General features: G+C 34.2%; 22 protein-coding genes and 6 pseudogenes. 7 read left to right on the top strand and 21 right to left on the bottom strand.

Annotated elements, in window-relative coordinates; genetic code table 11:
* Positions 1-254: pseudogene (locus E4T68_RS04265) on the top strand (ISNCY family transposase); the annotation flags it as partial.
* Positions 255-648: 394 nt separating this feature from the next.
* Here E4T68_RS04265 and E4T68_RS04275 read toward each other — a convergent pair.
* The 16 genes and pseudogenes from E4T68_RS04275 to rlmD all read right to left on the bottom strand — a co-directional run bounded on the left by E4T68_RS04275 (position 649) and on the right by rlmD (position 13341).
* Positions 649-2193: a UvrD-helicase domain-containing protein gene (locus E4T68_RS04275; RefSeq protein ID WP_135124466.1), complete on the bottom strand. Its 1545-nt coding sequence runs from the start codon at positions 2191-2193 to the stop codon at positions 649-651.
* The gene (locus tag E4T68_RS04280) at positions 2186-3940 is read right to left on the bottom strand and encodes an ATP-dependent endonuclease (RefSeq protein WP_135124467.1); all 1755 of its coding nucleotides are present in this window, start codon (positions 3938-3940) and stop codon (positions 2186-2188) included. The genes E4T68_RS04275 and E4T68_RS04280 overlap by 8 nt, the downstream gene beginning before the upstream one ends.
* Positions 3930-4718 carry a type II toxin-antitoxin system toxin PezT gene (pezT, locus tag E4T68_RS04285; RefSeq protein WP_135124469.1) on the bottom strand — a complete coding sequence of 263 codons (789 nt, stop codon included), beginning with the start codon at positions 4716-4718 and terminating at the stop codon, positions 3930-3932. Before pezT ends, E4T68_RS04280 begins: the two co-directional genes overlap by 11 nt.
* Positions 4718-5194: a type II toxin-antitoxin system antitoxin PezA gene (gene pezA / locus E4T68_RS04290; RefSeq protein WP_024415699.1), complete on the bottom strand. Its 477-nt coding sequence runs from the start codon at positions 5192-5194 to the stop codon at positions 4718-4720. The genes pezT and pezA overlap by 1 nt, the downstream gene beginning before the upstream one ends.
* A gap of 69 nt (positions 5195-5263) precedes the next feature.
* Positions 5264-5554, bottom strand: coding sequence for a hypothetical protein (locus E4T68_RS04295; protein WP_167753809.1), 291 nt, complete (start codon positions 5552-5554; stop codon positions 5264-5266).
* 55 nt (positions 5555-5609) lie between these two features.
* Complete coding sequence (locus E4T68_RS04300; RefSeq protein ID WP_135124473.1) at positions 5610-5999, bottom strand: DUF5945 family protein; 390 nt, start codon at positions 5997-5999, stop codon at positions 5610-5612.
* A complete protein-coding gene (locus E4T68_RS04305; protein ID WP_135124475.1) occupies positions 5996-6223 on the bottom strand; it encodes a DUF5965 family protein in 228 nt (75 codons plus the stop codon). Before E4T68_RS04305 ends, E4T68_RS04300 begins: the two co-directional genes overlap by 4 nt.
* Before the next feature lie 53 nt (positions 6224-6276).
* A pseudogene (locus E4T68_RS04310) lies at positions 6277-7354 on the bottom strand (toprim domain-containing protein).
* A 39-nt stretch (positions 7355-7393) separates the two neighbouring features.
* Positions 7394-8032, bottom strand: coding sequence for a peptidylprolyl isomerase (locus E4T68_RS04315; protein WP_135124477.1), 639 nt, complete (start codon positions 8030-8032; stop codon positions 7394-7396).
* A gap of 95 nt (positions 8033-8127) precedes the next feature.
* The gene (locus tag E4T68_RS04320; RefSeq protein WP_135124479.1) at positions 8128-8418 is read right to left on the bottom strand and encodes a DUF5966 family protein; all 291 of its coding nucleotides are present in this window, start codon (positions 8416-8418) and stop codon (positions 8128-8130) included.
* A gap of 13 nt (positions 8419-8431) precedes the next feature.
* Positions 8432-8731, bottom strand: coding sequence for a DUF5962 family protein (locus E4T68_RS04325; RefSeq protein WP_135124481.1), 300 nt, complete (start codon positions 8729-8731; stop codon positions 8432-8434).
* Between the two features lie 70 nt (positions 8732-8801).
* Positions 8802-10310 (bottom strand): annotated as a pseudogene (locus tag E4T68_RS04330) (SNF2-related protein); the annotation flags it as partial.
* Positions 10307-10696: pseudogene (locus E4T68_RS04335) on the bottom strand (DNA cytosine methyltransferase); the annotation flags it as partial. The pseudogenes E4T68_RS04330 and E4T68_RS04335, both read right to left, overlap by 4 nt.
* A 148-nt stretch (positions 10697-10844) precedes the next feature.
* Positions 10845-11623 (bottom strand): annotated as a pseudogene (locus E4T68_RS04345) (replication initiator protein A); the annotation flags it as partial.
* The gene (locus E4T68_RS04350) at positions 11620-11766 is read right to left on the bottom strand and encodes a hypothetical protein (RefSeq protein ID WP_135124486.1); all 147 of its coding nucleotides are present in this window, start codon (positions 11764-11766) and stop codon (positions 11620-11622) included. The pseudogene E4T68_RS04345 and the gene E4T68_RS04350, both read right to left, overlap by 4 nt.
* A gap of 210 nt (positions 11767-11976) precedes the next feature.
* A complete protein-coding gene (gene rlmD / locus E4T68_RS04355; protein WP_135124488.1) occupies positions 11977-13341 on the bottom strand; it encodes a 23S rRNA (uracil(1939)-C(5))-methyltransferase RlmD in 1365 nt (454 codons plus the stop codon).
* Between the two features lie 192 nt (positions 13342-13533).
* Between rlmD and E4T68_RS04360 the strand changes: the two genes are divergently transcribed.
* Together E4T68_RS04360 and E4T68_RS04365 are read left to right on the top strand one after the other, a co-directional pair.
* Positions 13534-13833 (top strand): UPF0223 family protein, encoded by a 300-nt coding sequence (locus E4T68_RS04360; protein WP_135124490.1) that lies wholly within the window; start codon positions 13534-13536, stop codon positions 13831-13833.
* Complete coding sequence (locus tag E4T68_RS04365; RefSeq protein ID WP_135124492.1) at positions 13811-14587, top strand: inositol monophosphatase family protein; 777 nt, start codon at positions 13811-13813, stop codon at positions 14585-14587. The genes E4T68_RS04360 and E4T68_RS04365 overlap by 23 nt, the downstream gene beginning before the upstream one ends.
* A gap of 226 nt (positions 14588-14813) precedes the next feature.
* Here E4T68_RS04365 and E4T68_RS09525 read toward each other — a convergent pair.
* A pseudogene (locus E4T68_RS09525) lies at positions 14814-16435 on the bottom strand (ATP-binding cassette domain-containing protein).
* A 417-nt stretch (positions 16436-16852) separates the two neighbouring features.
* On the opposite strand from E4T68_RS09525, the gene E4T68_RS04375 reads away from it, so the two are divergent.
* Positions 16853-17518 (top strand): hypothetical protein, encoded by a 666-nt coding sequence (locus tag E4T68_RS04375; protein WP_135124494.1) that lies wholly within the window; start codon positions 16853-16855, stop codon positions 17516-17518.
* 732 nt (positions 17519-18250) lie between these two features.
* Here the strand turns inward: E4T68_RS04375 and E4T68_RS04380 are convergent.
* The 4 genes from E4T68_RS04380 to E4T68_RS04395 form a co-directional block, all read right to left on the bottom strand.
* Positions 18251-19762, bottom strand: coding sequence for an ABC transporter permease/substrate-binding protein (locus E4T68_RS04380; RefSeq protein WP_135124496.1), 1512 nt, complete (start codon positions 19760-19762; stop codon positions 18251-18253).
* A 12-nt stretch (positions 19763-19774) separates the two neighbouring features.
* Positions 19775-20497 carry an ABC transporter ATP-binding protein gene (locus E4T68_RS04385; RefSeq protein ID WP_135124498.1) on the bottom strand — a complete coding sequence of 241 codons (723 nt, stop codon included), beginning with the start codon at positions 20495-20497 and terminating at the stop codon, positions 19775-19777.
* Between the two features lie 190 nt (positions 20498-20687).
* Entirely contained in the window at positions 20688-21959 is a 1272-nt protein-coding gene (locus tag E4T68_RS04390) for an ABC transporter permease (protein ID WP_167753811.1), read from the bottom strand.
* Positions 21952-22851: an ABC transporter ATP-binding protein gene (locus E4T68_RS04395; RefSeq protein ID WP_135124502.1), complete on the bottom strand. Its 900-nt coding sequence runs from the start codon at positions 22849-22851 to the stop codon at positions 21952-21954. The genes E4T68_RS04390 and E4T68_RS04395 overlap by 8 nt, the downstream gene beginning before the upstream one ends.
* 512 nt (positions 22852-23363) lie before the next feature.
* On the opposite strand from E4T68_RS04395, the gene E4T68_RS04400 reads away from it, so the two are divergent.
* From E4T68_RS04400 to E4T68_RS04410, 3 genes are read left to right on the top strand one after another with little or no spacing between them, the layout of a single operon-like run.
* Positions 23364-24326, top strand: coding sequence for an asparaginase (locus E4T68_RS04400; protein WP_194185084.1), 963 nt, complete (start codon positions 23364-23366; stop codon positions 24324-24326).
* Between the two features lie 15 nt (positions 24327-24341).
* Positions 24342-25424, top strand: a complete 1083-nt coding sequence (locus E4T68_RS04405; RefSeq protein WP_135124506.1) for an FAD-binding oxidoreductase — start codon at positions 24342-24344, stop codon at positions 25422-25424.
* A gap of 32 nt (positions 25425-25456) precedes the next feature.
* Entirely contained in the window at positions 25457-26482 is a 1026-nt protein-coding gene (locus tag E4T68_RS04410) for a YeiH family protein (RefSeq protein WP_135124508.1), read from the top strand.
* The last annotated feature ends 266 nt before the right edge of the window (positions 26483-26748 follow it).

Raw genomic sequence — 26748 nt, forward strand, 5'->3', positions numbered from 1 at the left:
CACACAAAAGCGTTGGTTATTGAAGCATTTAATGGGGATATTTTCTTGAATATCGCTGACAACATTTATGCCACACGTTGTTTGTTAACACATGAAGAGCATTCAGCGGTGTTTGATTTGGGCGAGAATATAAAAAAGAAAGACGCCAATACGTTCCACCACAATCACATCCGTGGAAACTGACATCTTTCAAACGCTATCTCAAGAGTATTGGAAAAACTCTTGAAGAGTATCAAGACAACAAGCCTGCTTGATACTTTAATAGCATACATTATTTTGCCCTATAAGTGCAATGATTTTTTTGAAAATCATTGCACTTATAGTGGCCCACATTTTGGGACATTCTCATTTTCGATTGACACTAGGTACACCTACTAATGCTCTACTTGCTCTATTTATGCCATCAACATAGCTATATGCAGCATTTAAAGAATTGAAATTCCAGAATCTCTTTGAATCAAAATAATGATACTCTCTATCTAATTGTGATTTTAATACTCGTAGAATAGATAATACTGTACTCTCATCGTTAATTTTTATTGCCTTATAGGCTTTTCCTCAACTCCCTCATTATAAAACTCAATATGCTGATTAATTTCAGAACCCAAAATTCCTGTAACATCAAATTGTAATATACCAGAAGTTAAGCTATTCATATATCCTTCTTTCTATAAAATCCTCAAGAGAAAATTTCCCATTATTACTGCTTAATAATCTATTTATTTCATTAATATAAGCTGGGTGATTATCAATAATAATGATTTTTGATTTTGCTCTAGTGATTGCAACATAATGATCCTCGAACTTTAATGTATTTTTATATCTGTCAATCAAATATTCAACAAAAATTATCACCGTATCTGCAGCTAGTCCCTTTGAATTATGTGTTGTCATTAATAAGTTATTTTTCAATGAACTAGTATCAAATAAGATTCTATTCTCTACATCAATTAAAACTTCAAGTAATATTTGACTTTCTAATTTATCACCAAATTGTGTAATGGGTACACCTAGATATGACGCTATATCTTCGATAAGTAATCGCTCAGGATTTTGACGCAAGATTTTCAATTTTTTTAATAATCCTTTCCTAAAATCGTCATTATAATCAGGAAAAAGATTGTTCAACACATCATACTCAGAAAAACTTTCAAGAAAATAATATTGAGCTAAAGATTGTAAAAAACGACCATTGGTACACTCTATAAAAGGATTTTTTCTGACATAATCAAATTCATTTGGGAATATTCCACCTAATTGTGTTACAGTTTCTTCAATATGTTGATTGTTTCCAATTAAAAAATAATTTTTTTCATCTAAATTTATATCACCATTATCTACCAGAGATCTGATAACATCTTCTTTTAAAGCAAATTGCTTAGTCTCTATATATAAAATAGAACCTGTTTCATTAATAGAATCAATTTTTACTTCTGGAGTTAGAGCTAATGAAAAATCTACAATTTTAGGTAAACTCCTAAAATTACCAATAAACCTCTCTTTTTTTAAATCATTTTCGTTTTCCCATAAATTTTTAATATATCTAGGCGAAGCCCCTCTCCATTGATAAATTGATTGTTTATCATCTCCTACAATAAATAATCGAATTCCCAGTTCATCTTTTAAATACATGAATAAATCATTCATAGATTGATCACAATCCTGAAACTCATCGATATAAAGTGAATTGAATTTATACTTTAGATACTCTGATGCAGACACAATATTTTTTAGTATATCTAAAGCAACTTCACATTTAAAATTCTTACCTTGCCGAGCGGTCGGATTATCATAAGTAGCAAAAATACCATTTTGCATTATTTGACTTAGTCCAATGTCGAAATTATTAAACTTGTATTCTTGCTGAAAACTAAACTGTAACGACGTTGCAACTTTATACCTTTGATCAAGGAAAGGGAGAATAATCTCATTATCTAAAAATGAATCAATAGTAGATACAACAACATTTTCTGGAATTTCAACTAATTTCTGTTTTATTTCTTCAGTTGCGTTCCGAGTGAAAGTTATCGCTGCTAGTTTTTGATAATTATCTAGTTTTTTAGAATCGCTTTTTAGCTTTTCAGCTAAAAAAGTTGTTTTTCCCGAACCTGCGTTAGCTAAAATTAGAATGTTTCCTTGATACTCTAATAACTCTTTTTTGATAGTTTCATCTCGTGTAGCAATATCACTCATAGTCTAAAAACTCCGCTAAAACTTTAAAATACTCTGATTTCACAATTTTGTGTGCAATTTCTGGAGTAAGGTCCCCCTCAATATATTCCAACATATTATACTGCTTACTACTTTGTAACCAATTCACAAAATCTGATACATTCATTCCATTTCTCTCACTTTTGGACAGTACCTTAGCTAAATCGTTTTCTAAATCAATCTCTGATATATATAGTCTCTTTGAATTCAATTGAGATACTAAAGAATATTCCATAGTATACAGTTCTTCCTTTTTAGCTTTTATATTCTGATTTCTTTCTTCCTTTGAAGAGAAATCTATACGATAATTATTTAATTTAGCAACGATATTGTCATCAAGAATCTCAATACATCGATTGAACCCTATCGGAGAAAATTCATGTTTATCACCTCTGCTAGCCTTTAAATCATTATCTGTCTTCACAAAAAATTCTATACCTAATTCTCTATACAGCTTTGCATAAGGTTTAAAATTTATACCATTAACTTGTAACAAGTATTTTCCTTCTGCTTCAAAATCAGGACTAATATATTCAAAAATAGAAGAAAATAAGTAGTATTCTGACGGACCTTCAACCAAAAGAACTCTATCATAGAAGATAGACTGCGCTAATGAAATATTTAATTTTTTCTTTAAATTTGAAAACTCACTTGGGACCTTGTAGTATGAAGAATGTCCTGTTGCTTCCTGTTGATTAGTTATCTTTATGAGCTGAGTATTATTCATTTCATAAAGCACTTCTGCTGAATGAGTTGTTAAGAAGAAGTATTCGTATATATTCTGAATGAAAAGCTGTTTAGAAAGTGATACTTGTACTGATCTGTGCAGACTATTCTCTGGTTCCTCTATTAGATAAATTATCACTTTACTACTGTACTGTTTTTCTGAAATCAGATGATTAATAGCATATGATAAAAGTTTTTTTCGTCCATCCCCAGATGTTGGATAATTTTGAGTGTCTCCATTCCAATTTATATACGGAGTAAGATTATCCAAATAACCCGAAATTGAAATTTCTGATTGGATTTTTATCTCTAAATCTTCTTTACGATAGCTTTTATAGGCATCTGTCAGTTGTGACTGAACACTAGTAATTAAACTTAGATTAGAAATATTTGTATTTAAATCAATAATGCTACTCTCAATCGCTTTCTCAAGTGCTACATCTTCATCAGTTTTAGTATCATCTGAGAACAATAATTTTCTATTTCGCTTAAAAAATGCATCCAACTCTATCGCAGGATTTACATAGACTATTTGGAAAATCTTATCAATATCACTCCTTGTACCATATTGAGGTACTTCCACTAAATCATCTAAAGTAGATCCCCAACTTAATACCGGATTTCCAAACAACTCTTTCTCATCATACATCGCCTCCAAGGAAATGAGGAATGTATCTAAACTTGCATTTTTTCTTGCTCCAGCAACTGTTGAAATTAATAAACGTGAATGTGAAGACTTTAGTGACTCTTCATCATCCTCTTCCCTATCAGACAAATCAATTTCAAGCTGTATTTTTATAGGTTTACTAATATCATGTTTATGATAATCTGATTTAATAAAACCTTTATTTCTGATACTTCTATCTAACAAATATCTTATTGCAAATAAAAGATTTGTTTTTCCCGAATCGTTCATCCCGAATATCACATTTTTATTTGATAAGTCAATTTCAATAGAACTAAAATTACGAAAGTTTTCAATTACTAACTTTTTAAATTCCATAGTTACTCTCCAGCAAATTCTTATTATTCAGTTTAACTAACCGTTCCCGACCTAACTTCATCATCTCTTCCTCAACCTTACTACATTTTCCAAAGAGGCAGTCTTGTAGAACTTCTGCTGCGGAACCTTCATCCGTTTCAGAATCATAGATACAAGCCCTATCTCTTTGATAAATCTGAATCTGGTCAAAGAGTTGCTCTCTTTCTAACTCTCTTAGGTTATCAACCAAGTTCTCTACAATCCCATCATGGTGGTCTTTGGGTGTTGCTCTGGCCTGCGTCGGATCGATGGCATAAAGCTCTTCGTAACGAATCAAGGTGCTGAGATAGGACAGTTCTGGTTTGGTACCAATAATAGCTAAAGAAACTTGGTAACCTTTAGAAGTTAATAATTGAGCAGTCTGACGAGGAACTTGAGTGGTACGCAAAGTCCCTTCAATTAACAAATGATAACCACGTTTACTGAGTTCATCAACCAGATGTTCTACCATCTTTCCTGCAAATCCCTTGGTATAGTCCACGCTATCTTTGCCATACTTTTCTTGCAAGGCTAAGTAATTGGGATGCTGAGAACGGTAGCTGTCACTATCGATGATAATGATATTGCCTTGAAATTCTTTTTGCTTGATACGATGTATCGTTGTCTTACCTGCTCCGCTCTGACCTCCAAGTAAAATGGCTTTCGGTTGATCTGGAATCGTCTTTCCTCGAGTTAAAGCCCGAATGGTTCGCTGTAAGGCCTTCTGAAACTCTACCTCACTAAATTCTTCCAATCTCATTAAGCCACCACCCGATGATGCACCATGTCTAACATCCGCTCGATACCGTCTAAATAGCCATTGTAACGCTCTATTTCATCGAAAGTATCGACAAGGTATATTTTCGTATTGATCAATTCAGCCAAATCATCACTCATCAAAATCCAAGGATTTGTTTCATCATCAAAAGCAATACCTTGACTATCCTGATATCGATAGAGTTGAGATAAAATGGCTGCTCCACGTTCTTTTATCACTTCTATTTTTAAAGTCAGTTGGTAATCTTCAACAGGTGTTAGCATCTTGTCCTCTCCTACAATATCGACATAAGAAACGTTAAATTTCTGACAAATGCGGTCAATGAGTTCTGTTGAAACGGTGCTGGTTCCATTTTCGTAGCGACTCAGGCTATTGCGTGAAATCCCGACCATTTTCGCAAATTCTGGTTGTGTTAAATCGTGTGTTCGGCGTAGTGATTTAATATTGTCTCCAATCATAGATAAAGACCTCCTCATATTTGCTTTCATTATACCATAAAAAACGGATAACGCACTAAATATGGTGCATTATCCGTTTTTAGGTTTCTTCGATTGCTTAAACTGCTCTATTCGCTTCTCCAACTGCTCAGTATTCAATTTATTTTTCGCTTCCTGAATCGACTTATCAAGACTTTGTTCCTCAGTAGTTATATCGTTTCGAGATATTTCTACTCTCTCACTAGACTTGAAACTTGGATCAAAAACCACATTTAGGAGTTGTTCTACTTTGGTTAGTTCACTATCTGACATCTCTGATAGTCGATGAATCAGTCGTTTAAATTTATCCTGGTTCTGTTTTTTCTTTTGATAGAATTTCATTACCTTCACCTTCTCCTTAAATTGTAAAAAGGTAGCCCGCATAGGACTACCTGACTTATAAATCATCAATGGCTACTGAAATAGCCTGTAACTTTTTATTTTGGATTTTCTTTTCATCAATCAATTGATGAAGTTCTTCAATTTGCTTCTGACAGGCGGAAATATCCTTGTTGTTTTGTGCAATGGTATCTGCCAAGTGCTGTTTGTAATCACTTGTAATATTTACCTTCTTCGGCTGATTTTGTTTAACTTTTAATTCAGGCATCTGTACATCTTTAGATTCTGACTCCTTTTGTAGCTGTTCAAAAGCAGCCACATAATCTACTTCTTCAATTGACTTTTCATCCTGTTTATGGAAAAGTGCTGCGATTTTAGCTCGTTCTTCATGGGACGATGTTGGTTTCACATCATCTAGTGGCTGATCAAAATTCCATGATTTACTCATTCTATATCCTCATTTCTGTAATTTGGGTGTAGTGTGGTTTCTTTACCAAAGGTTTGCTCTAGTGCTTCATGAAATGACAACTGACTAGATTGTTGCCGTTTGATAAAGGTGCTATACATTGCAGTTTGTAGTTGGTCACGATAGTGTTCCAGTTTCTCCGTCTCACGTGAGACCTTTTCTTCTTGCCTAGCCACTTTTTCAGCTAGACGTTCAATCAAACTCATAGGGTGTCCTCCTTGTTACTTTCTAGATTATGATAGCGGACTTGATTTTGTTATCACAATTCCAAAGCGTGCTCTCGTTTAGGTGGAGGATGATCTCTAATGACTTTTGTTTGGGCTGACTGGATAAGATCTCTTAAAGATAATTCCTTTTGTCGTTTCACAATATCATTCCAATCTGACTTTGTTTCAAGGCCCTGCAATAGTGGTAAATCTTGAGAAATCTGAACTCCTTTATCTGACAGTTTCTGACAAAATTCTCTTCCTGCTTCATCGTTATCAACAGCCATTGTTATAACGTTTGAATGAGTTTGAAAAAAAGTTTGTCGTCTCTTGTATTGCCTGAAGATAACGGCTAAGTCTGCTTGGTTTTACTGTATCTAGAAATGCCAATTTCCCCTGTTGCTCTGCTGCTAGACGCAAAGTCTGATAAGCAATCACTGAAAGGTTTAAGCCTTCCATTGAAATCAGGCGAACACCTGATAGCTGATTTTGGTGAAGTTGATAATAACTCATCATATCGATAACTGATTCACAAAAAATGAGTCGCTTGGGATTTCCAATATCAAAACTAATACCGACATTGCCATGAGACCCTTTCATGATTTTCTTCAAATAACCATATTTGTGTATTTCTTCATTTTTGACAAGACCTTGAAAGCTTGCTGCCTGTATGGTCCCATTATGGTCAAGGCTTTTAAACACTAATACGGGCTCCGATATATAAGTAGCTTGAGCAAGCAACCCTTGTCGACCAAAGGTATTAATAGTCTGATCACTTAGGCCACAGACATCTTTCAAGTAATTACGTGCTTGCTGAAAGGGTTCTTCATGCAAATAATATTGAAACGGTTGATACGTTTCTTCTATCAACTTAGCTTGTTCAAAATCCCCAGTTTCAAGATAGGATACAGCCTCTTTGAAAGTAACGCCTGCTACTAATTGAACAAAGTCTATCACATCCCCTTGTATATCTCTTGAAAACCATTTGAAAGTATTAGTATCCGCAAAAATCCGAAAGGAATCATGGTCTGGGTGTTCATAAATTTGTTCTGATAAACGTCTGAAGGAATACCCCAGACTTTCAGCCATATCTAAAATGGCCTTTTGTTTTACTGCTTTAATTCGTGTCATCTTGTCTCCCTATCCAAAAAAGCAGAAGACTGTCTCCTGCTAGTTGTTCTCACTTGTTGTAGTTCCTTGGATCGTTTGTATGTTGGAATTGGCTCCATCTGTTGCTTCTTTCATGTCCTCCAGTTTCCCATTCCAAATGGTCAACTGATTAACTAGGAGCTTGTCGGAAATTTTGGAATAGGATAACATAACCGTCTTGGTTTCTGTTTGAGAGGTTCGCTGTTGTTGCTCACTCAAGTCAGATACATAGGTCACTTGATAGGTAACTTCCGCAAGTGCAACATTGCTTTCTGTATTGACATAGATACTGGCTGATTCAAATCGGTAGTCAAGCATATAATCTTTATAAACTTGATTGATCGCTTTATTCTGATTTGCTTCCTCTTCTGAAAATGCCGAGTCCGTCATGTAGGGTTTGATACGAGCGTTATTTTCACCCAGCTGGACCTTGGTGAAATATTGAGTTAAAAATTCTTTGACAACCTCATCTGATAGGACTGTCGCTCTTTCCTCCTGCTTTTCCTTTGTCACAAGTTTATTGGCTTCTACTCGTATTTGGTCTTCAGTTTGCCTAGAAATAGAATGTGAGCCAATCGTATAACCAATCATGACCATAAAACTTACTGTGATTAAACCTCCAACTCCAATCAGAAATCGAGCTTTCACTTTGTTTAACATGGCTTACTCCTTTATTAGTGATAGCCATATCATAACAAGATTAACTTGGAAATTTCATCACAAGAAAAGGGACTACCCATTGGTAATCCTCCATGTTAACCTATTCTATTTTTCCACCACTTCATAATTATGCTAAAAACTAGTAATAGATTCAAAGCAATTAAAAATCCTGTAAAACTCCAAATACCATTAGCTACTAAATCTTCTGCATAAAGGTATCTTTCTGTAAAAAAGAGGTAAATTCCATAGATTTCAATAAAGACTAATCCACTGATGAGTCCGATAAGAAACAAAACACCTGAAACTTTCACAATCCGATAAAGGACAAGCAATATCAGTCCTATTGCTAAGATAATCAGAAGGCTTTGTATAATTTGTTCCAACATCTTATACCTCTTTCTAGGCTAATTGCTTGCGATAGTAGTCAGCCTGTCTCTTGTCTAAATCATCAAGTTGGGCAACCAAATCAAGGTATTCCGCCTTCGTCACCTCATCTAGCTCTGGAAAGTCATTCTCACGACTTGTGATAATGAGTTCCAGCTGTCCAGTGATTTCACGCTTTGAAAAGCTATAATCAAGAGTTTCATCTTCATACTGTTCCTTTAAAGTTTGGTAGTTTGCCCTATCTTCTGGGCTTGTAAAGCCTTGTGTCAACCATTCTTCAAGTTGATAACGCATTTCTTCAAGTGTTTGGGCCATGATCTATTCTCCTTTTGTGATTTCTTGACTTTATTTTACCGCGTTCAAAATTATTTGTCAGTCTTTTATCTTATATCTCAAATGCTATCTGTTGCTTCATTTGGGGTGTTGTAATTTCACTAAACTTGGCCAAAACCGCATCTATCTCCTCTATCTCCGCTTCTTTTTCGACCAAGGGAGCCAAAACTTCATACTTGGCCTTTACAAGCTGGTACTCCTCTTCCTTTGGAAAGACTTTCTCAACTTCAACTTTAGCTACTGTTAGCTTGTCTTTCAAGTCCTTAACCATTTCTTCTGTCTTTTCTTGATCATCTATAATATGATCAATGGCATTACTAATTCGTTGAATGGTTCCTACGTCTGATTTCAAATCTAAGGTAACAGTATAGTTGGTTGTCACCAACAATCATTAAAGAGACAGTCTCTGGCAAGGGCTCACTAGGACCACGTATTGTCATTTTCAAATCAAATCCTCTAAAGTTGGCCAGAGTCCGAACTTCCTTAGTTTCTGAGCGGTTATAGGTGATGAGTTTACGTAGATAATCCCCTGCTTCAGCACGATTATCCATTGCTTGATTGTCAAACTTCATAACAAAGTCTAGGTGTTTAGTTGCTAGAGACTGAGCAATATCTTTACCGTATTGGCTCAACCGTATTTCCATGATAGGGAGATGCTTCTCGCAATAGGAAATAGTGTGACGATATTCATCTTTTGAACGGTTAAAGGCTCGTTTTTGATTTTCTAACACTGTTAGTTCGTTTTCCAACTCCATTTTCAGTTTGAGATAGGGGTTCCAATATCAGAAAAAATCATCTGAGTGGCTTTGTCTTCAGCTCCTTCACGGTAAATCCGCTCAACATTATCGACCACTTGAAGGATTTTCTGATTGTTCGCTAAGGTATAAGCAGGGGCAATCAACCGCATATCAATAGCTAGTTTTCTGGCTTCACCTGTTATCTTAAGCATGTTATCTCTACTTGGATCAACACTACCTGACTTGATAGCGTCTGAACGCTCTACCAGTTCTTCTAAATAGTATTTCTGAGCTTGCGTTAACTCGCTTTCCACCGCAATAATCTTAGCTTCTGGTACTGGTAAATCAAGCATGTCTGAGGTCTGAATGTCTGCTGTTTCCTTGTAGATTCGCATGAGTTCAGGCAGATTGACAAATTTCTTGAACAGTTTCTTAGATTGGTACTTATCACCTGTCGGGGCTAGTTCCATAGAGTTTTCGATATTCCCAAAAGCCCCAACCCGTGAATCAAAATTGGATACCTGGTATCGCTCTAAAACATCAGGTTGAATGTAATTCATCATAGTGAAAAGTTCACTAATGGAGTTAGAAACTGGCGTTCCTGTCGCAAAAACGACATTTCTATCCCCATGCTCTGCCTGAACTTGTCTCACCTTCATCTCCATATCCACATTCTTTTTAGAAGTTGTGTTGGTGATTCCAGCTACATTCCCAAGTCCAGTGATTGAACGGATATTCTTAAAGTGATGAGCCTCATCCACAAAGAGAAAATCAATGCCAAGATTTTCAAATTCAATAAAAGTATCTCGCTCCAGTTTCAGGAGAACGTCCGTCCCTTGTCGTGATTGAGTAGGTCTTTGACGTTTTCCAAAAATAGAAAACGTGGTTGGATTTGTTTGGCCGCTCGAGCAATCTCAAAAAAGAGAGTTCCTCGAGTATCTTCAAATCCCAGTCGTCTTCCTGCGAGTGAAAAAGCTTGGCAAGAAAATCCCCCACAGATAACCTCCACTTGCCCTCTAAATTGTCTAAAGTCATGGTCTGTCACCTCTTTAATGTCATGGTATTCTATTTCTCCTTCTGTGTTAAACATGGATTTATAGGATGTTCTAGCGAATTTATCAATTTCACAAAAGCCCAAACACTCATGGCCCTGTGATTCCATTCCTAGCCTAAAACCACCTATCCCAGCAAATAAATCTAAAAATTTCATTTTTCCTCTCTTTCCAAATAAAAAAGAGCCTTACACTTGTAAAATTCTTACCTATATATGATCATCCATTTCAGGTACACGGATGATTTCAACAATCAAAATGATGATAGAAATCAGATAGATTCCACCTAGTATCCACCAAATCATCTTTGGTCCATTCTGACAGCACACCATTAAACACGTATTCAGCTATCACTTCCGCTGACCGAACAAATCGCATATGTTCCAATGCGTACTGATAACGGTCACTAAAATAGATCATGGCATAGTCACTAGCCGACTGAGATAGACCTGTCTGTCTTAACTGGTCATGAACCAAATCCCAAATATAGTCTCGATCGTACTTGGTCACGGCATCAACTTTTGAAGAAAAGTTTTCTTCTTGTTTTTCATCTACTAGCTGCCTCTCCTCCTCGTCCTAAAAAAGGAAATCACTCCCTTCAGTTTCACTATATTTAGTCTCACTTCCTTCAGTCTCACTAGGGGCTGAATTTAATACCGGCCCTGTCTTTCTTTGAGACCTCCCTAGTGTTTTTTTAACACTAGCCCCGTCTGTATGTAAAACTGGGGTAGGTTCATGTTCTAATTCCCCCAAGTAAATTTTGCCATACGACCTTTTTCACTAGAGGACTGTTGGACTTCATCAATTAAGCCATATTCACGTAAGGTTTTCTTGATAGAGAGTAATTTTGACTTTGAACAGCCTAAAAGTGCCATCAGATTTGAATTGGAATAAATCAAGTAAATAGCCCCATCCTCATCAATCCGCCCTTTACTCAAAGACAATTCTAACCGGTCTTTTAAAACCGCGTAGGCTACCTTAACCTCCAGTTTCATATCCTTATAACGTTCACTCTCAAACAAAATTTTAGGGAGTTTGTAATAACGCTCTGATGTCTGATATTGATTAGCGGTAGTACGTTTCATGATTGTCCCTCCAAGACTAATATTCCAACATTTCCAAATTCATCAAATCGGATTAAACCTAGTTGTTCCATTTCATCAACTCTCAAGATAGCTACGAGATGACACATCACCATTTGACGTGCTGATTGTTCCTTCTTTTGCATGAATTCCTCCTGAAATTAAAAAAGCGAGAACACTTATTAAAATGTTCTCGCTGAACTATTATATTTTATGACGTATCTATTTTTTGTCTACGCAGTCGACATCCAAACAGACGTTCACATCAATGTACTTTTTTTGAACCTTTTTTATGTCAAAATCACTCTTTTCAATAAAGACAAAATGTTTGAAAAAGTGCTTAAAATAAATGATTTTTACTCTTTGCTTCGTTGTAGCAACACCACACACTCCACATGCGTTGTTTGCGGGAATAAATCGACAGGTTGGACAAATTGGACAGAGTATCCACCATCTGCAAAGAATACGAGATCTCTAGCTAGAGTTGCCGGATTGCAGCTAATATACACAATTTTTGCTGGGGATATGGCTAGAGCGGCATGGATAAATTGCTTGTCTAACCCTTTTCGTGGGGGGTCAACAATTAGCACATCTGCTTTAATCCCACTCTTTTCCCATTTTACCATGACATCTTCGGCTTGCCCCACCTCAAAAGTAACATTGGTTATACCATTTAGGATAGCATTTTCTTTTGCCATCACAATAGCATCCGGCACTACTTCAACCCCATAAACATGCTTAGCTTGCTTTGCCACACATAAACCTATTGTCCCAATTCCACAATACGCATCAATGACAATATCGCTTTTTTGAATATTTGCAGCGTCTATAGCTTGTTGATATAATACTTCGGTTTGTTCTGGATTGACTTGATAAAATGAACGAGAGCTAATCCCAAATTTTAATCTCAATAAATAATCGTATATTTTATCCTCATTGAACAGTATTTTCGTACTGTTTCCCATAATTACATTAGTTCGTGCATCATTAATATTTTGCACAATGCTCACAATATGAAAATCATGTGATACTATCTCTTGAACAATTTCAAAAGGAATAGGTTTATGAGTTCGGGTAACTAAAACAATTTGAATCTCACCATTTACTCTTGCTCTTCGGACAATAATATGCCGAATATCTCCGGTGTGTTTTTCTTCATTATATGCACTAAGATTAAAGCGTCTTAGCACGTTTCTTACCATTAAGATAACTTCATCAATGATAGGATCTTGAATAACAAAATTCTCTATTGGAATGAGTTGATGTGTATTTTTTCTAAAAAATCCAGTTGTTAATTGTCCGTCTATCTCACGAACAGGAATTTGTGCTTTATTTCTATATTGAGTCGTTTTTAATGCCGCCAAAGTGTTTTTTACAGGAACATGAGGCATTTTAGCAATATGTTGCATCACATGCTTTACTTGATTTTGTTTAAATTCTAATTGTGCTGAATATGCCAAATGTTGCAAAGGCATTGTGCCTACCCAAGTCCCTACTTTATCACAAATTGGAACACGTTGTGTAGATGAAATCAATAATTCAATCATTTTACCTACTCCGTAAGTTTTGCTCACTTTAATAAGTTTGATACGTGCTTGTTCTGTAGGTAAAAAATTGTCAATGAATATAGGATAACCTTCAATTTTTGCAACTCCCAATCCTTCGTAAGTTAAATCTATACACTCAACAATATATTCTTCATTTTTTTTAATGTGTTGCATATATGCCTCCTTATTTTTCTCCTATTCATCATAACATAAAATGCAAAAAATAGGGCAAAAAGTTTTATAAATAGACGCTATTCAATAAATAGTGCATTATTCAGTTCATTTCCAATAATAGTTCTTTAAAATTTTCCTGTTTTTTGTTAGAATAATACAAAATAAGGTTGATGCTATATTAAAGGAGTTGCTATGACAAAAAACTATGAATATCCGTTAGATTATACGTGGACAAGACAAGAAATGATTGATGTTATTGCATTATGGAATGCTGTTGAAAAAGCGTATGAAACTGGAGTGAAAAAAGATGAATTTTTAAATGCTTATAAACGTTTCAAAGAAATTGTGCCGTCTAAAAGTGAAGAAAAACATCTAGCTCACTTATTTGAAAAATGTTCGGGCTATGTGCTCTACGCTGTTTGGAAACAAGCAAATTCAGAGCAAAAGATAATTAAAATGGAGTCATGTTATGATAGAAAAATTACACGGTGATATTGTATTTTGGTTACAGCAAATGGGAACTTTCGTTAAATCTTGTATGCAAGAAAACATCTCCGTTACAACGAAAACCTCACTGTCAGATATTGTGACAAATATAGATTGTGAAATCGAGGAAAAATTTATTCACTATATTCATACGCATTATCCTAGCCATAGCGTGCTAGGTGAAGAAAGTGCCTCTCACTTCAAAGCATACAATCAAGGGTATGTGTGGATAATCGATCCCATTGACGGCACATTAAATTTTGTAAAAGAGCAAAAAAACTTCGCCATCATGATTGCTCTGTATATTGATGGCGTTGGACAATTAGGGTATATTTTTGATGTCATGAACGATACATTATATTATGCGATTAAAGGACAAGGTGCTTATTGTAACAATCACAAACTAAACAAACCTGATGATTTAGATTTAAAGCATAGCCTTATTAGTTTATCGTCATGTTTTATTGTTCAAGAGCACTCTTCTCCCTATCGTCACGTCATGACAAACGCGCAAGGGATTCGCATGATAGGATCAGCTTCCCATTCCATGCTTGCTATTTTTAATAACCATTACCATGCGTATATTTCAGCAAAATTAAGACCTTGGGATTTTTTAGCAGGTTTAGTTATCGCTGATGAATTAGGTATTGTGTACTCTACAGCAGACGGATCTCCATTACCATTATGGGAACCCACATCATTAGTTATAGGAACACCTCATATTCATCATGAGATTATCTCCTCTTACAAAGTGAATTAAAAGAAAACATGCTTAATATCTAAACATGTTTTGACATATAAAATCGTATTGATGAATAAAAATGAACATCAGTACGATTTTTTGGGTGTACTCAAATAAGCTACAATGGCTTTAAACAAAGGTCTTTTCTCCCTTAATTTAAAGCCATTGTTTAACATATAGCATGTTTTCATTTGCGTTTTTTACTCTTCAAAATGCACTTTTGTCACTTGAGTATTTTTCAATGTTACATCAAATCTTCGGGAAAATGGTATATTTTATCAAAATAGTGTTCCAATTCAGGATGTGGAGCATGAGTTATCATAATGACTGTTAAATCCTCTTTTTCTAATATTTTCCGTTCAATTTCTAAAGACGTTTTCTTATCAATAGAGGACGTTCCCTCATCAATTAATATTATCTTTTTATGTCTAATTAGTCCCCTAGCCAAAGTAATCCTTTGCTTTTGTCCTCCTGAAAGTAATCTCCCATCATCACCGACATAGTAATCTAAGAAGTTCCTAGGAAAATCTTTTGCACTCAAACCCACTTGTTCTAGAGACTGTAAAATCTCTTCATCAGTAAATTCTTCTTCTAATAAAATATTATCTCTAATTGTTCCATCAAATAAATAAGCTTTCTGATCTAGATATAGGACATTAGAAACTACATTTGAATAGGAAGAGACTTTTATATCTTCCCCACAAAATCGCAACTCTCCAGTATAGTCCCGCAAAAAACCATTCAATAGTTTCAATAACGTGGATTTACCACTCCCACTTTCACCCAAGATTAAATACTTCTTATTATGTTGAAAACAAAAATTTAAATTTTTCAGTACCTCTTTATCTCCATACTTATAGCAAACATTTTTAGCTTCATATAATGGGAAAGCTACATTTGGTTTACTGTTTTGAATGTCATCTGTCCTATGTGCTTCTACCTGATCTATATCTATTGAACCTAATTTTGAAAAAATTGGTTTAGTACCGATTATCGATGCTAATTGCCCTCCTAATTCACCTAAGGATGTAAATATTACCCCTGTAAGTGCCCCGATAGCTTCTATAGTACCAATTTTCACTATTCCTTTGATTGCGAGATATCCTGTAAAAAAAACTAAAGAAATCTGAAAAAAATATTAAGAAAGAAACTAATTGAACCTGCAAATGTCTCCACAGTGGTCTTTTTTTGAATCACTTTCTTTAATAGAATCCCTGCTTCTTTAATTTTACAAGGCAATACATGTAACAGGTTCAACGATGCCAATACGTCAAAACCGTTTAATACTGTCTCACTAGACTTTAAAAATGCTTCATTCTGATTAGTTAAATTTAGACTAACCTCTCGCATTTTTACTGAAAATATTTTCGGGATAATTAACATAATTATTAGCGAAACAAATGTAGCTAGAGTTAACGACCAATGATAATGGCTAAGGGTGACAACTGCAAAAACGGTTCCAGAGATTCCCTTTATTACTAGAAATAGCTGTTCAAAAGCCTGTTTATTTAAAGTCTGAATATCATTGTTTAACCACGAAAGATAGGTCCCAGAGGATTTGCTATGAAACTCTTGATAGGTAGAATTGGAAATATCTGTAGCAATCCTATCTCGAATCTCTATGTCAAACTCTTGAATAACTTCAACTTGATAATTTTTTACTACCCAATCAATGAATATTATCCCACACCAAACGCACATTTGATAGATTGATATTATCAAAAATTTGTCTAAATTCATCGCAATTAATTCATTCAACACTAACGCGTTAAGAGTAGCTGCATAAATTAATAATAATTGTCCAGTGATAATCAAAATTGTTAACAAACTAAATTTCTTTATACGTGATTTTATAATTGTATACATGATCTCCCTCTCCCTTGACATTTTTATCAAATATGGTCATAAAAAACTAAAATGATATGCCGATACATCATTGAAACATTCTTTTTTCTGCCTTTTAACATTTCTTTTTTATCAAAAGTAAACGTCTTTCTTTTAAACACTACTATTTTAAAAATGTGATGTGATTTTTTCTATTATATTGTCAACAATCTGACAGCAATTTATTTGCTGTTTTTATTTTTTGTTAGTTAAAAACTCAATCACATAAACATTATTATAACATAGAAAAAAATGTAATGTAAGACTGTTTTTTATATTTATTTTGTGGTACGCTTTCATTAGGTTATATCAATATTTCAAGAAAGAAAGTGATACCAATGTACATTTAATTTTAATTAAAAATTTGTTTTTTATTATTTACAAAGGAGTGGGTTTTTTATGAATAAAAAACTAAAAAAATGTGTTATTGGTGGTTTAGTTGGTTTATCTTTGAGTGGAATTGTTTTTTCTGTTTTTCCTAGAGTTGAAGTTTATGCAGAGGAAAAAATAGAGAATTTTCGTAGTGATATTTATAATTCTGTCAATGAAAAAGTAACTGTTAGTAAAAATGATTTATACTTGAAGTTTGAAGAAGAATTGAAAATTTTATCTAGTGAAAGTGAAGTAACAAAAGAGAAATATTTTGAATTGGTTGAAAAGTATGATGGTGCAGAGAAAGTTGTTACTTATGGAGAAATATCCCCTTTTAGATTTATAAATATGTCTGGATTTAGTGAAAAATTTGTATGGGGTGGAGTTAACACTCTTGCTTTTAATAGACAAGGAATTGAAAATTTAAGAACATATTTTGGGCATTGTGCTCTGCTTCTTACCGCTGGTGGCGCTGTAAATGGATTTTTGTATGGAGGAGGTCCTTGGGGAGCGTTAATTGGAGCTGTTGGAGGAACTTTCATGTCTGGTCGTTTTAACGAGGGTGCTGGATTCATGAGAAAATGGTTTGATGTTGGTTCTAATAAAGGAGGAGTTAGAATTACTTTAACTGAAGCTTTTCCTATTGATAATATTGATTCATTAAATCAGGCTATCATAAGAAGAATTCCTTGATTGGTGTGATTAATTATGTTTATAATATTGTTTTCTTTATATACGATAATATTTTTTATTAATTTAAAAAAAATATTAAAATCAAAATTAATTTTTAGTATTTTCTTTGTTATTTGGTTGCTCAATTTATATTATTTAATAGTATAGTTATATCAGCTACAGGACATAATGGTGGTAAATGGTTATCTAAAGCTATAAACAGCTTGTAAAGATATACTGGTGTTTTAGAACTTACGTCTTATGATTCGTTTACATGTCTAGGTGTTGTAATAGACCATTCAGACGTATTGTGTAGAGGATATTAATGGTGATTGTAATGAAAAAAATTTTTTGTTAGGAAGTTTATTTGGAGTTTTAATTTAAATACTATATAGAAATAACTCTCATGGAAAAACAAGTCATTTAACATGGTAAAAAACCTTGATGCTAAAGGATTTATAAACAAAAAAACAATAAAAATTTTAATAAAAAATAACTTGTAAAATATGGTTCTATGTCAAATAGGTTGAGAACTAGATTATATGCCTAGTTCTCAACCTTATTAAAATCCAATCATTGTCACCTTATTCATTTCAAACATCAATCCATGCTTTCTATATATAACGTCTATTTATGGCTTATCAATTAGAATGTGTTCACACTTTTTTAGTCAGTCCATTTGATATAGAGCAGTTTATTTTTGTGTTCACTAAATGGTTTTATTTGCTTTCAACAATTTGATATGATGACAAGCTATTTTAATAAACCATTTTTTTGTAAATACCCTCTTGCAACATCAGAAGATTTTTTGTTTAGCACATTGACTTGATAGTTCATATCAATCATTTCGTCAACAGTAATCTTATTTGCTAGTTTTTCAAGAATAGGTTTTATCTCTGGATATTTTTTTAACACATCTTCACGCATAAGTGGTGCTACTTGATAAGGGGGGAAAAGATGCTTATCGTCTTCTAATACTTTAAGATTGTATTCTCTTATCTGGCTATCAGTTGAATACGCATCAACAATTTGTATTTCTCCACTTTGAATGCCTTTATAACGCAATGATGGCTCTATGGTTCTTACATTTAAAGTTAACCCATATACTTTTTTCAACCCAAGATTTCCGTCTTCTCTATCATTAAATTCTAAACTAAATCCAGCAATTGCACTCTGTTCAACTCGGCTTAAATCAGATATACTGTCTATACCATTCTCTTTGGCATAATCAAGTGGAATAGCAATCGCATACGTGTTTTGATAAGCCATAGGGGATAAGAATACTAATTTATCTTGTTCATAAATACCATTTTTAGCTGTTTCATACACTTCTCTAGGATTATTTGACACTTTAGGGTGTGTAGCCAATAATGAACTTGTAATTGTTCCAGAAAATTCTGGATAGACATCAATTTTCCCATTTTTTAAGGCTTCATATAAAAAGCTCGTTTTTCCAAAATTAACTTTAAGTTCCACCTTAATAGCTGTTTCTGCTTCGATAAGTTCCTTATACATGTTGATTAATATTTCAGGTTCCGCTCCCAATTTCCCTGCAATAACTAATGTGTTAGGTTGCATCATTGACATAGGCAAAACAGACATTATGCCTAATAGAGCTATGCCAGTAAATGAGATGAGTAATGTTTTCATGTTGAAGCGTTCAATAAATCCGATAATCATATTAAACAAAACAGCTAACAAAGCTGAACTAGTAGCACCTATAAAAATTAATGCTCCATTATTTCTATCAATTCCTAGAAGAATAAACGAGCCTAGACCTCCTGCTCCAATTAATGCGGCTAACGTAGCTGTTCCAATAATAAGAACAGATGCTGTACGAATACCTGACATAATCACAGGGAGTGCTAAAGCAAATTCAAATTTCTTTAACTTCTCCCACTTACTCATGCCAAAAGCTGTGGCTGCTTCTTGCAATGAAGGATCAATTTCATTAAATCCTGTTACCGTATTTTGTAAAATAGGAAAAAGGGCATAAACAATCAACGTCACGATGGCAGAAAATTTTCCAATGCCTAAAAATGGAATTAATAATCCAAGTATAGCTAGTGACGGTATAGTTTGCATAATTCCTGTAATTTGAAGAATAATTTCTGATAATTTACGCTTTTTAGCAATGAAAATAGCTAAAGGAAATGCAAGAATAATTGAAATGACTAATGCTAAAAAAGAAATGTGTACATGCTCTAACAAAGCCTTTAACCAATCTTCTTTTCTTTCCATAAACGTTTGTATTAAGTCACTCATGCTCCCTTTCTCCTATCGTTTTAATGTAAACAAGTCTGCTACAAATTGATTTGCTGGATTGTCTTTAATCTCTTGTGGACTGCCAATTTGTACCACTTCTCCTTGGTTCATAATACAAATGCGATCCCCCAGTTTAACGGCTTCCTCCATATCATGTGTCACAAACACCATTGTCATTTTCAACTCTTGTTGAAGTTTTTTGATAAGTTGTTGTAACTGTCTACGAGAAATAGGATCTAATGCACTAAATGGCTCATCTAAAAGCAACACTTTAGGATTTCCAATAATTGCTCTTAAAATGCCAATTCTTTGCTGTTCCCCACCTGACAATTCGCTTGGATACCGGTTCATATATGTTTCAGCTGATAAGCCTACCAAATGTAACAGTTCCTCTGTACGCTTAACAATATCATGTTTATGCCATTTTTTCATTTCTGGGATAAGTGCAATATTCTCTCCTACTGTTAAATTCGGAAAAAGAGCAATTTGCTGCAATACATACCCTATATTTAGACGTAATTCACGCAAAAGATACGCTTTTAAAGGTTTATCTTCTAAATAAATCTCCCCCTCATCTGGCTCAATTAAGCGATTTATCATTTTTAATGTCGTCGTTTTTCCACACCCACTAGCCCCAACAAGTATAAAGAACTCCCCAGCTCTTATTGTAAAATGATGCCCCGAAATCACTCTTTTATCTTGGTACATCTTACTAACTTGTTTAAACTCAATCATGGATTACCTCATTTCTTTCCTAATGCTCAAACTCGAATACAGCATTTTTTCTTTTTATACATTTTCTTAGCTTTTTTTATGAATCACATATCTTGTATACAATTACACTATCACACACCTAACTAATGGTCAATAAATTTGTCTATACACTTACTCAAAAAAGCGTGTAGAATTCCCACACGCTAGTCCTCTATTTTATTTTTCTCTCTGATTTCATAAAACGTAATGATTGTCTAAACACTTGTAAAATTCCTCTATCTGAGTAGACAAGAACAGTGGACTTGTAAAATTGAATAGAGATATAAAATACGAAAGCTGAGAAAATAACCATCAACACAATAGCACTCCATAATTCAAGCGTGCTTATCGTATCTGTTGCCACTCTAAATGGCATAATCATTGGTGTAAATAGTGGGAACCATGAGGCAATTTTAACCACTATATTATTTGGCATTTGCCAAGCAAATAGTCCAATATAAAAGCCTATAGCATCAAATAGTATGATTGGTGCCAACGCTTTTTGTACGTCTTCAATTTTAGAAACCGTAGACGCAAGGAGAGCCGATAAAATAATATATAGAAAACATCCTAAAATAATAAAAAGAATGGTGTATATCATCATAGGTCCTGCCAATTCCCAAATTTGCGTCAATGACAATGACATATTATGCCAATTTATCACTAAATAGCCTATTCCAAGAATAGCATACACACCTACTTGTGTTAATATGGCTAGACTAACACCTGTTATTTTACCTAAAAAGTGCGTTTTTGCATCTGTACTAGATAATACAACTTCCATAATACGTGTGCCTTTTTCTGTAGCAATCTCTTGGCCTATTACATTGCCATACATCACTAAGAAAATATACACTACAACAACAGACACCATAGCAATATTTTGACGTAAAAAATCTTTAGCATCTTGTTCGGCATCACTAATAGCCTTTCCATCTTTCAAACTTGACTCATTTAATTTCACTAAAGAAATGTTTACTTTAACGCTATTCAAGAGTTTCACATTTTCTAGTGGAATACCTAATTCAACAGATTTTTCTGCCACTCTAAGATTGGTCAAAACGTCTGAAATAGGAGTTGTAATCGTATCTCGACTCGTTGCCTTTTTATTTAATACAGCTTCAATGCCTCCGTTTACTTGACGATTTAACGTTAAATACCCATCAATATCATCTCGACTAAGTTGTTCAATAGCCTGTTCTTGAGTCAAATGTTCAAACTCAAAAGTAGGTGCTTCGTTCTTCAAATGTTCTAATACAGATAAATCTGTTGTCACAACACCAATTTTTCTCACTTGAGCCTCTTTAACTTCATGATTAATGACACCATTAATAAGACTTACAATTCCAATCATAATGATTGGTGCAATGACCATCACAATAAAGGGGATAGACTTGATTTGTTGTTTATAGGTTTCTTTCCAAATGACACTAAATTTACTCATTTTCATTCACCGCTTTCAATTTAAAAATGTCTTCTAATGTTAATGGGTGCTGACTAAACGTATGAATATATCCATCTTTAGTGACATAATCAAATACACGCTTTCCTGCTTGTTCATCTTCAAGTGTTATGTTTAATCCACTGTGTTTGGCAGGCACAATCTTTGTGACGCCTTGAATATGCTGTAATTCTTCAATTGTATGCTTAGATTCTAAAAAGATAGTTTTTCTCCCAAACTGTTCCTTAATCTCTTGTACCTTACCATTTAACACAATTTTTCCATTGTTAAGCATAATAAGCTCATCACATAACTCTTCCACATTTTCCATATTGTGACTTGAAAAAATAACACACGCACCTTGCTCTTTTAAAGATAAAATAGCGTGTTTCAAAATAGTTGTATTTACCGGATCTAATCCACTAAATGGTTCATCTAAAATGACTAATTTAGGCTTGTGAATTAAAGTGGTAATAATTTGTACTTTTTGTTGATTCCCTTTAGACAATGTTTTAATTTTATCTTTTCGTTTTCCTTTTACTTCAAAGCGTGCCATCCATTCATCAATATCTAACGAAATATCTTGTTTGCGTTTTCCTTTTAATGCAGCAAAATACATGATTTGCTCTTCAACAGTTTTCTTCAAAGATAATCCACGTTCTTCTGGTAAATAGCCAATCTCATTGTATTGGTCTTTAGTCAATGGTTGACCATTCCATAAAACTTCTCCTGTATCCGCTGTTATAAAATCCAATATCAATCGGAAAGTGGTTGATTTTCCAGCACCATTTTTACCAATTAAACCTAAAATCATTCCAGGCTTAATACAAAAACTCATATTATCTAACGCTTTAAATGTTCCAAACGATTTGCTTAACTGACTAACTTCTAACATATTAACCTCCTAGCATATTTATTTTCGTAAAAAAATGTTCAATGATTATATATTCAATTAACCCAATCTGCCACATACCCTCGTAGTCATTGCCTATCTTCTCTGTACTTTATCATAGTATACCCCCTTTTATTTACTTTAACAAGCATTAATCTTATACTATCATTAATTAGCACATATATGACATCATTAGCACTATTTATCTTCTCATTATCATGACTATATTTTTTAGTTTATCTATTTATCCTCTTTAATACACCTAAACCCATTCATACGATTTTTGGATATGATATGCGTATGTACACAGTATCCCTTTTTCACATACATAGATGACTCATCATTCTTTACTAAATCATCCATTAGTTAAACTATTCCACTAATTTATCTCATTACTATTTATACGTCTACTCCATGTATCACCTATTTTTATAGCTCTATATGTCTGATGTTAATCTTTAATGGGCTTTTGTGTTATAATAACAGTAAATTACAGTTATGGAGAACATACTATGATGAAAAAATTACTCATTTTACACACAGGTGGTACTATTTCGATGAGCGAGGATCACACAACAGGTCGAGTGTCCCCAACATCACAAAATCCCCTATTGACACACACGCAAGTATTAAGCACACAAGCTATCGTTGAGCAGGAGGACTTTTTACATTTGCCGTCTCCTCACATGACACAAGTTGAAATGTTTGCTTTGAAAATGCGCATTGAACGTGCTATATTAGACGGATTTGAAGCTGTAGTTATCACACATGGAACAGATACTTTAGAGGAAACAGCCTATTTCTTAGACTTAACACTACCACCTACTATTCCAATTGTTTTGACTGGTGCAATGCGTTCCAGTAATGAATTAGGTTCTGACGGATTGATTAATTTACAAAATGCCATTTTAGTGGCTATTCATCCAGCAAGTTATGGAAAAGGTGTTCTAGTGGTCATGAATGATGAAATTCATGCAGCAAAATATGTGACTAAAACACATACAACAAATTTAGCGACATTCCAAACACCAACATTTGGACCTTTAGGGCTGATTTCTAAAAATAATGTTCTTTATTTCCAAGCACTTATTCACCAAGAACATTTTTCTATGCCTTATTTAAGTAAACAAAAAATTCACTTAATTAAAGCCTACGCGGGAATGGACGATTTCTTATTGCAAGCCATGACACCTGAAAATACAGACGGTTTAGTTATCGAAGCTCTAGGGGCGGGCAATCTTCCCCCACGCACATTAGATGCTCTACATAAATTACTGGCAAACCATATTCCTATTGTGTTGGTTTCACGTGCTTTCAACGGAGTCACTCAAGATGTCTATGACTATTTAGGTGGTGGAAAACAATTAAAAGAGGCGGGTATCATTTTTACAACTGGTTTAAGTGGACAAAAAGCACGTTTAAAACTAATGACTTTACTAAATTGTAAATTGGATAACCCACTCAATACTTACTTTTAAAATAAGGAGAACACGATGAAACATATTGCAATTATCGGTGGAGGCATTGTCGGCTCTACTGCTGCATTTTATTTAGCAAAAAATGGACATACTGTTCATTTATATGACGAAAGCACTGGACAAGCAACTAAGGCAGCAGCTGGAATTATTAGTCCATGGCTATCTCAACGTCGTAATAAAGTTTGGTATCGCCTTACTGCAAATGGAGCAGCATTTTACCAAACCTTGCTCAAAGACTTAACTCAACTTGGTCTATCTACAGATTTCTATCAACAAAACGGAACATTGGTATTTAAAAAATCTGAAAAATTATTACAAAAAATCACACAATTAGCTCAGACAAGATTACAAGATGATGCCATGATTGGAACACTTAAACAATTAGATATTCCTCAACTAAATGCTCTCATACCAGAATTACATGTATCTAGCCAAGCACTTTTTGCCTCAGGTGGAGCACTTATAGACGGCAGACAATTTATTAAAGTCTTACGTCAAGCATCTGCTCAATTTAATTTCTCATTATTTGAGCAACGTGTTGCATTATTAGACATTATGCACAAATATGACACCATTCTGTTAGCCGTTGGAGCATGGTTACCTCACCTTCTCCACCCTCTAGGATTTGAGGTAGACGTTAGAGCACAAAAAGGCCAATTATTTGCAGCTCAACTCTCCAATACACAAACAGATACATATCCTGTTATTATGCCACAAAGTGAAATTGATTTACTTCCATTTAAACATGGCAAATGGGTCATTGGTGCTACACACGAAGATGATATGGGCTTTGATTTAACAGTCGATTTAGATGTTTTAGAGCGTATGAAACAGGAAGCAAGCATTTGGTTACCTGAATTACAGCACATTGATATGACTGATATACGTGTGGGAACACGTGCCTACACTAGCGATTACACACCTTTTTTTGGTCTTGTGCCAACTTTGCCTCATGTTTATGTTGCGAGCGGTTTAGGAGCCTCTGGTTTAACCTCTGGACCATATATTGCCTATCTGCTTAGTCAACTCATCAATGGACAATCCGTAACATTAGATTTAGAACCTTACTCTCCAAAGCGTTATATTCATCAGTTATAGCCTCATACTAAAATGAAAGAAGATGATTTACTATGAAAAAACTTTACGGCATACTATTTTGTGCAGCCATAGCAACTGGAGCATGGTTCTTAGGAAACCTATTCTCCTTAATTGGTGCTCCTGTTTTTGCTATCCTTATCGGAATGGTGCTCCATTATATTATTAAAGATACCTCTTTACTTAAATACGGCATTACCTTTTCCACAAAAAAAGTGCTACAGCTAGCCGTCATTTTACTCGGATTTGGCTTAACTATTCAAACTGTAGTAAAAGTAGGCATAAGTGCTTTTCCAATTATCATAACAACCATTTTAGGTGCTTTATTGTGTGCATATATTTGTGCTAAATGCTTACGCATTCCTACAAAAATAGCTACTCTCATTGGTGTTGGAACGTCTATTTGTGGAGGATCTGCCATTGCTGCAACTGCCCCTGTTATTAAAGCTGAAGATGAAGAAGTTGCTCAAGCTATTTCTGTTATTTTCCTATTTAATATTTTAGCGGTTTTTATCTTTCCACAAATTGGAGAATGGCTAGGCTTTTCTAATGACGGTTTTGCCTTGTTTGCTGGAACGGCTGTCAATGATACCTCTTCTGTCACTGCTGTGGCAAGTTTATGGGATATTTCACATGACACAGGTACACGTGTGCTAGATTATGCAACAGTCGTTAAACTCACACGCACATTAGCCATTATCCCAATTACTTTAGGTTTAGCTATTTATCATAATAAAACACAACAGACAAAAACAAATCATCGTCTTTCTCAATTATTTCCAAAATTTATCATTTACTTTGTGTGTGCCTCTTTACTCACAAGTGTATTGACCAGTTTACCATTAAGCTTTGATGTTCAAGTTATGATTAAATCTATATTTTCATACTTAAAAGAAGCTAGTAAGTTTTTTATTGTCATGGCAATGGCAGGGATTGGCTTTAATACAAATGTTATTCACCTTATTAAGACAGGAAAATCTTCCTTGCTTTTAGGCTTACTTTGCTGGATAAGTGTAAGTGTGCTTTCTATTATCATGCAAAGCCTATTTCAATTATTTTAACAAAAATAAACAGAAAGAAATGATGACAAACGATTTCTTTCTGTTTTTATGTATAGTAAAAAAATCCCGTGTTGTAAAATGAAGTGCAACAAATAAAAATAAACAAAAAAACATGAAAATCAGCTATACTAAAGTTGCCAAACCAAATAGATAGGAAGATTTTCATGTCTGAAGTACATTATACCACAAAACGACACTATAAACACTTAAGTGATAAAGAAAGAAGTCAAATTGAAATATTATTAAACGAGGGCTATACTATTTCA

Source organism: Granulicatella sp. WM01, assembly GCF_004570605.1.
GTDB lineage: Bacteria > Bacillota > Bacilli > Lactobacillales > Aerococcaceae > WM01.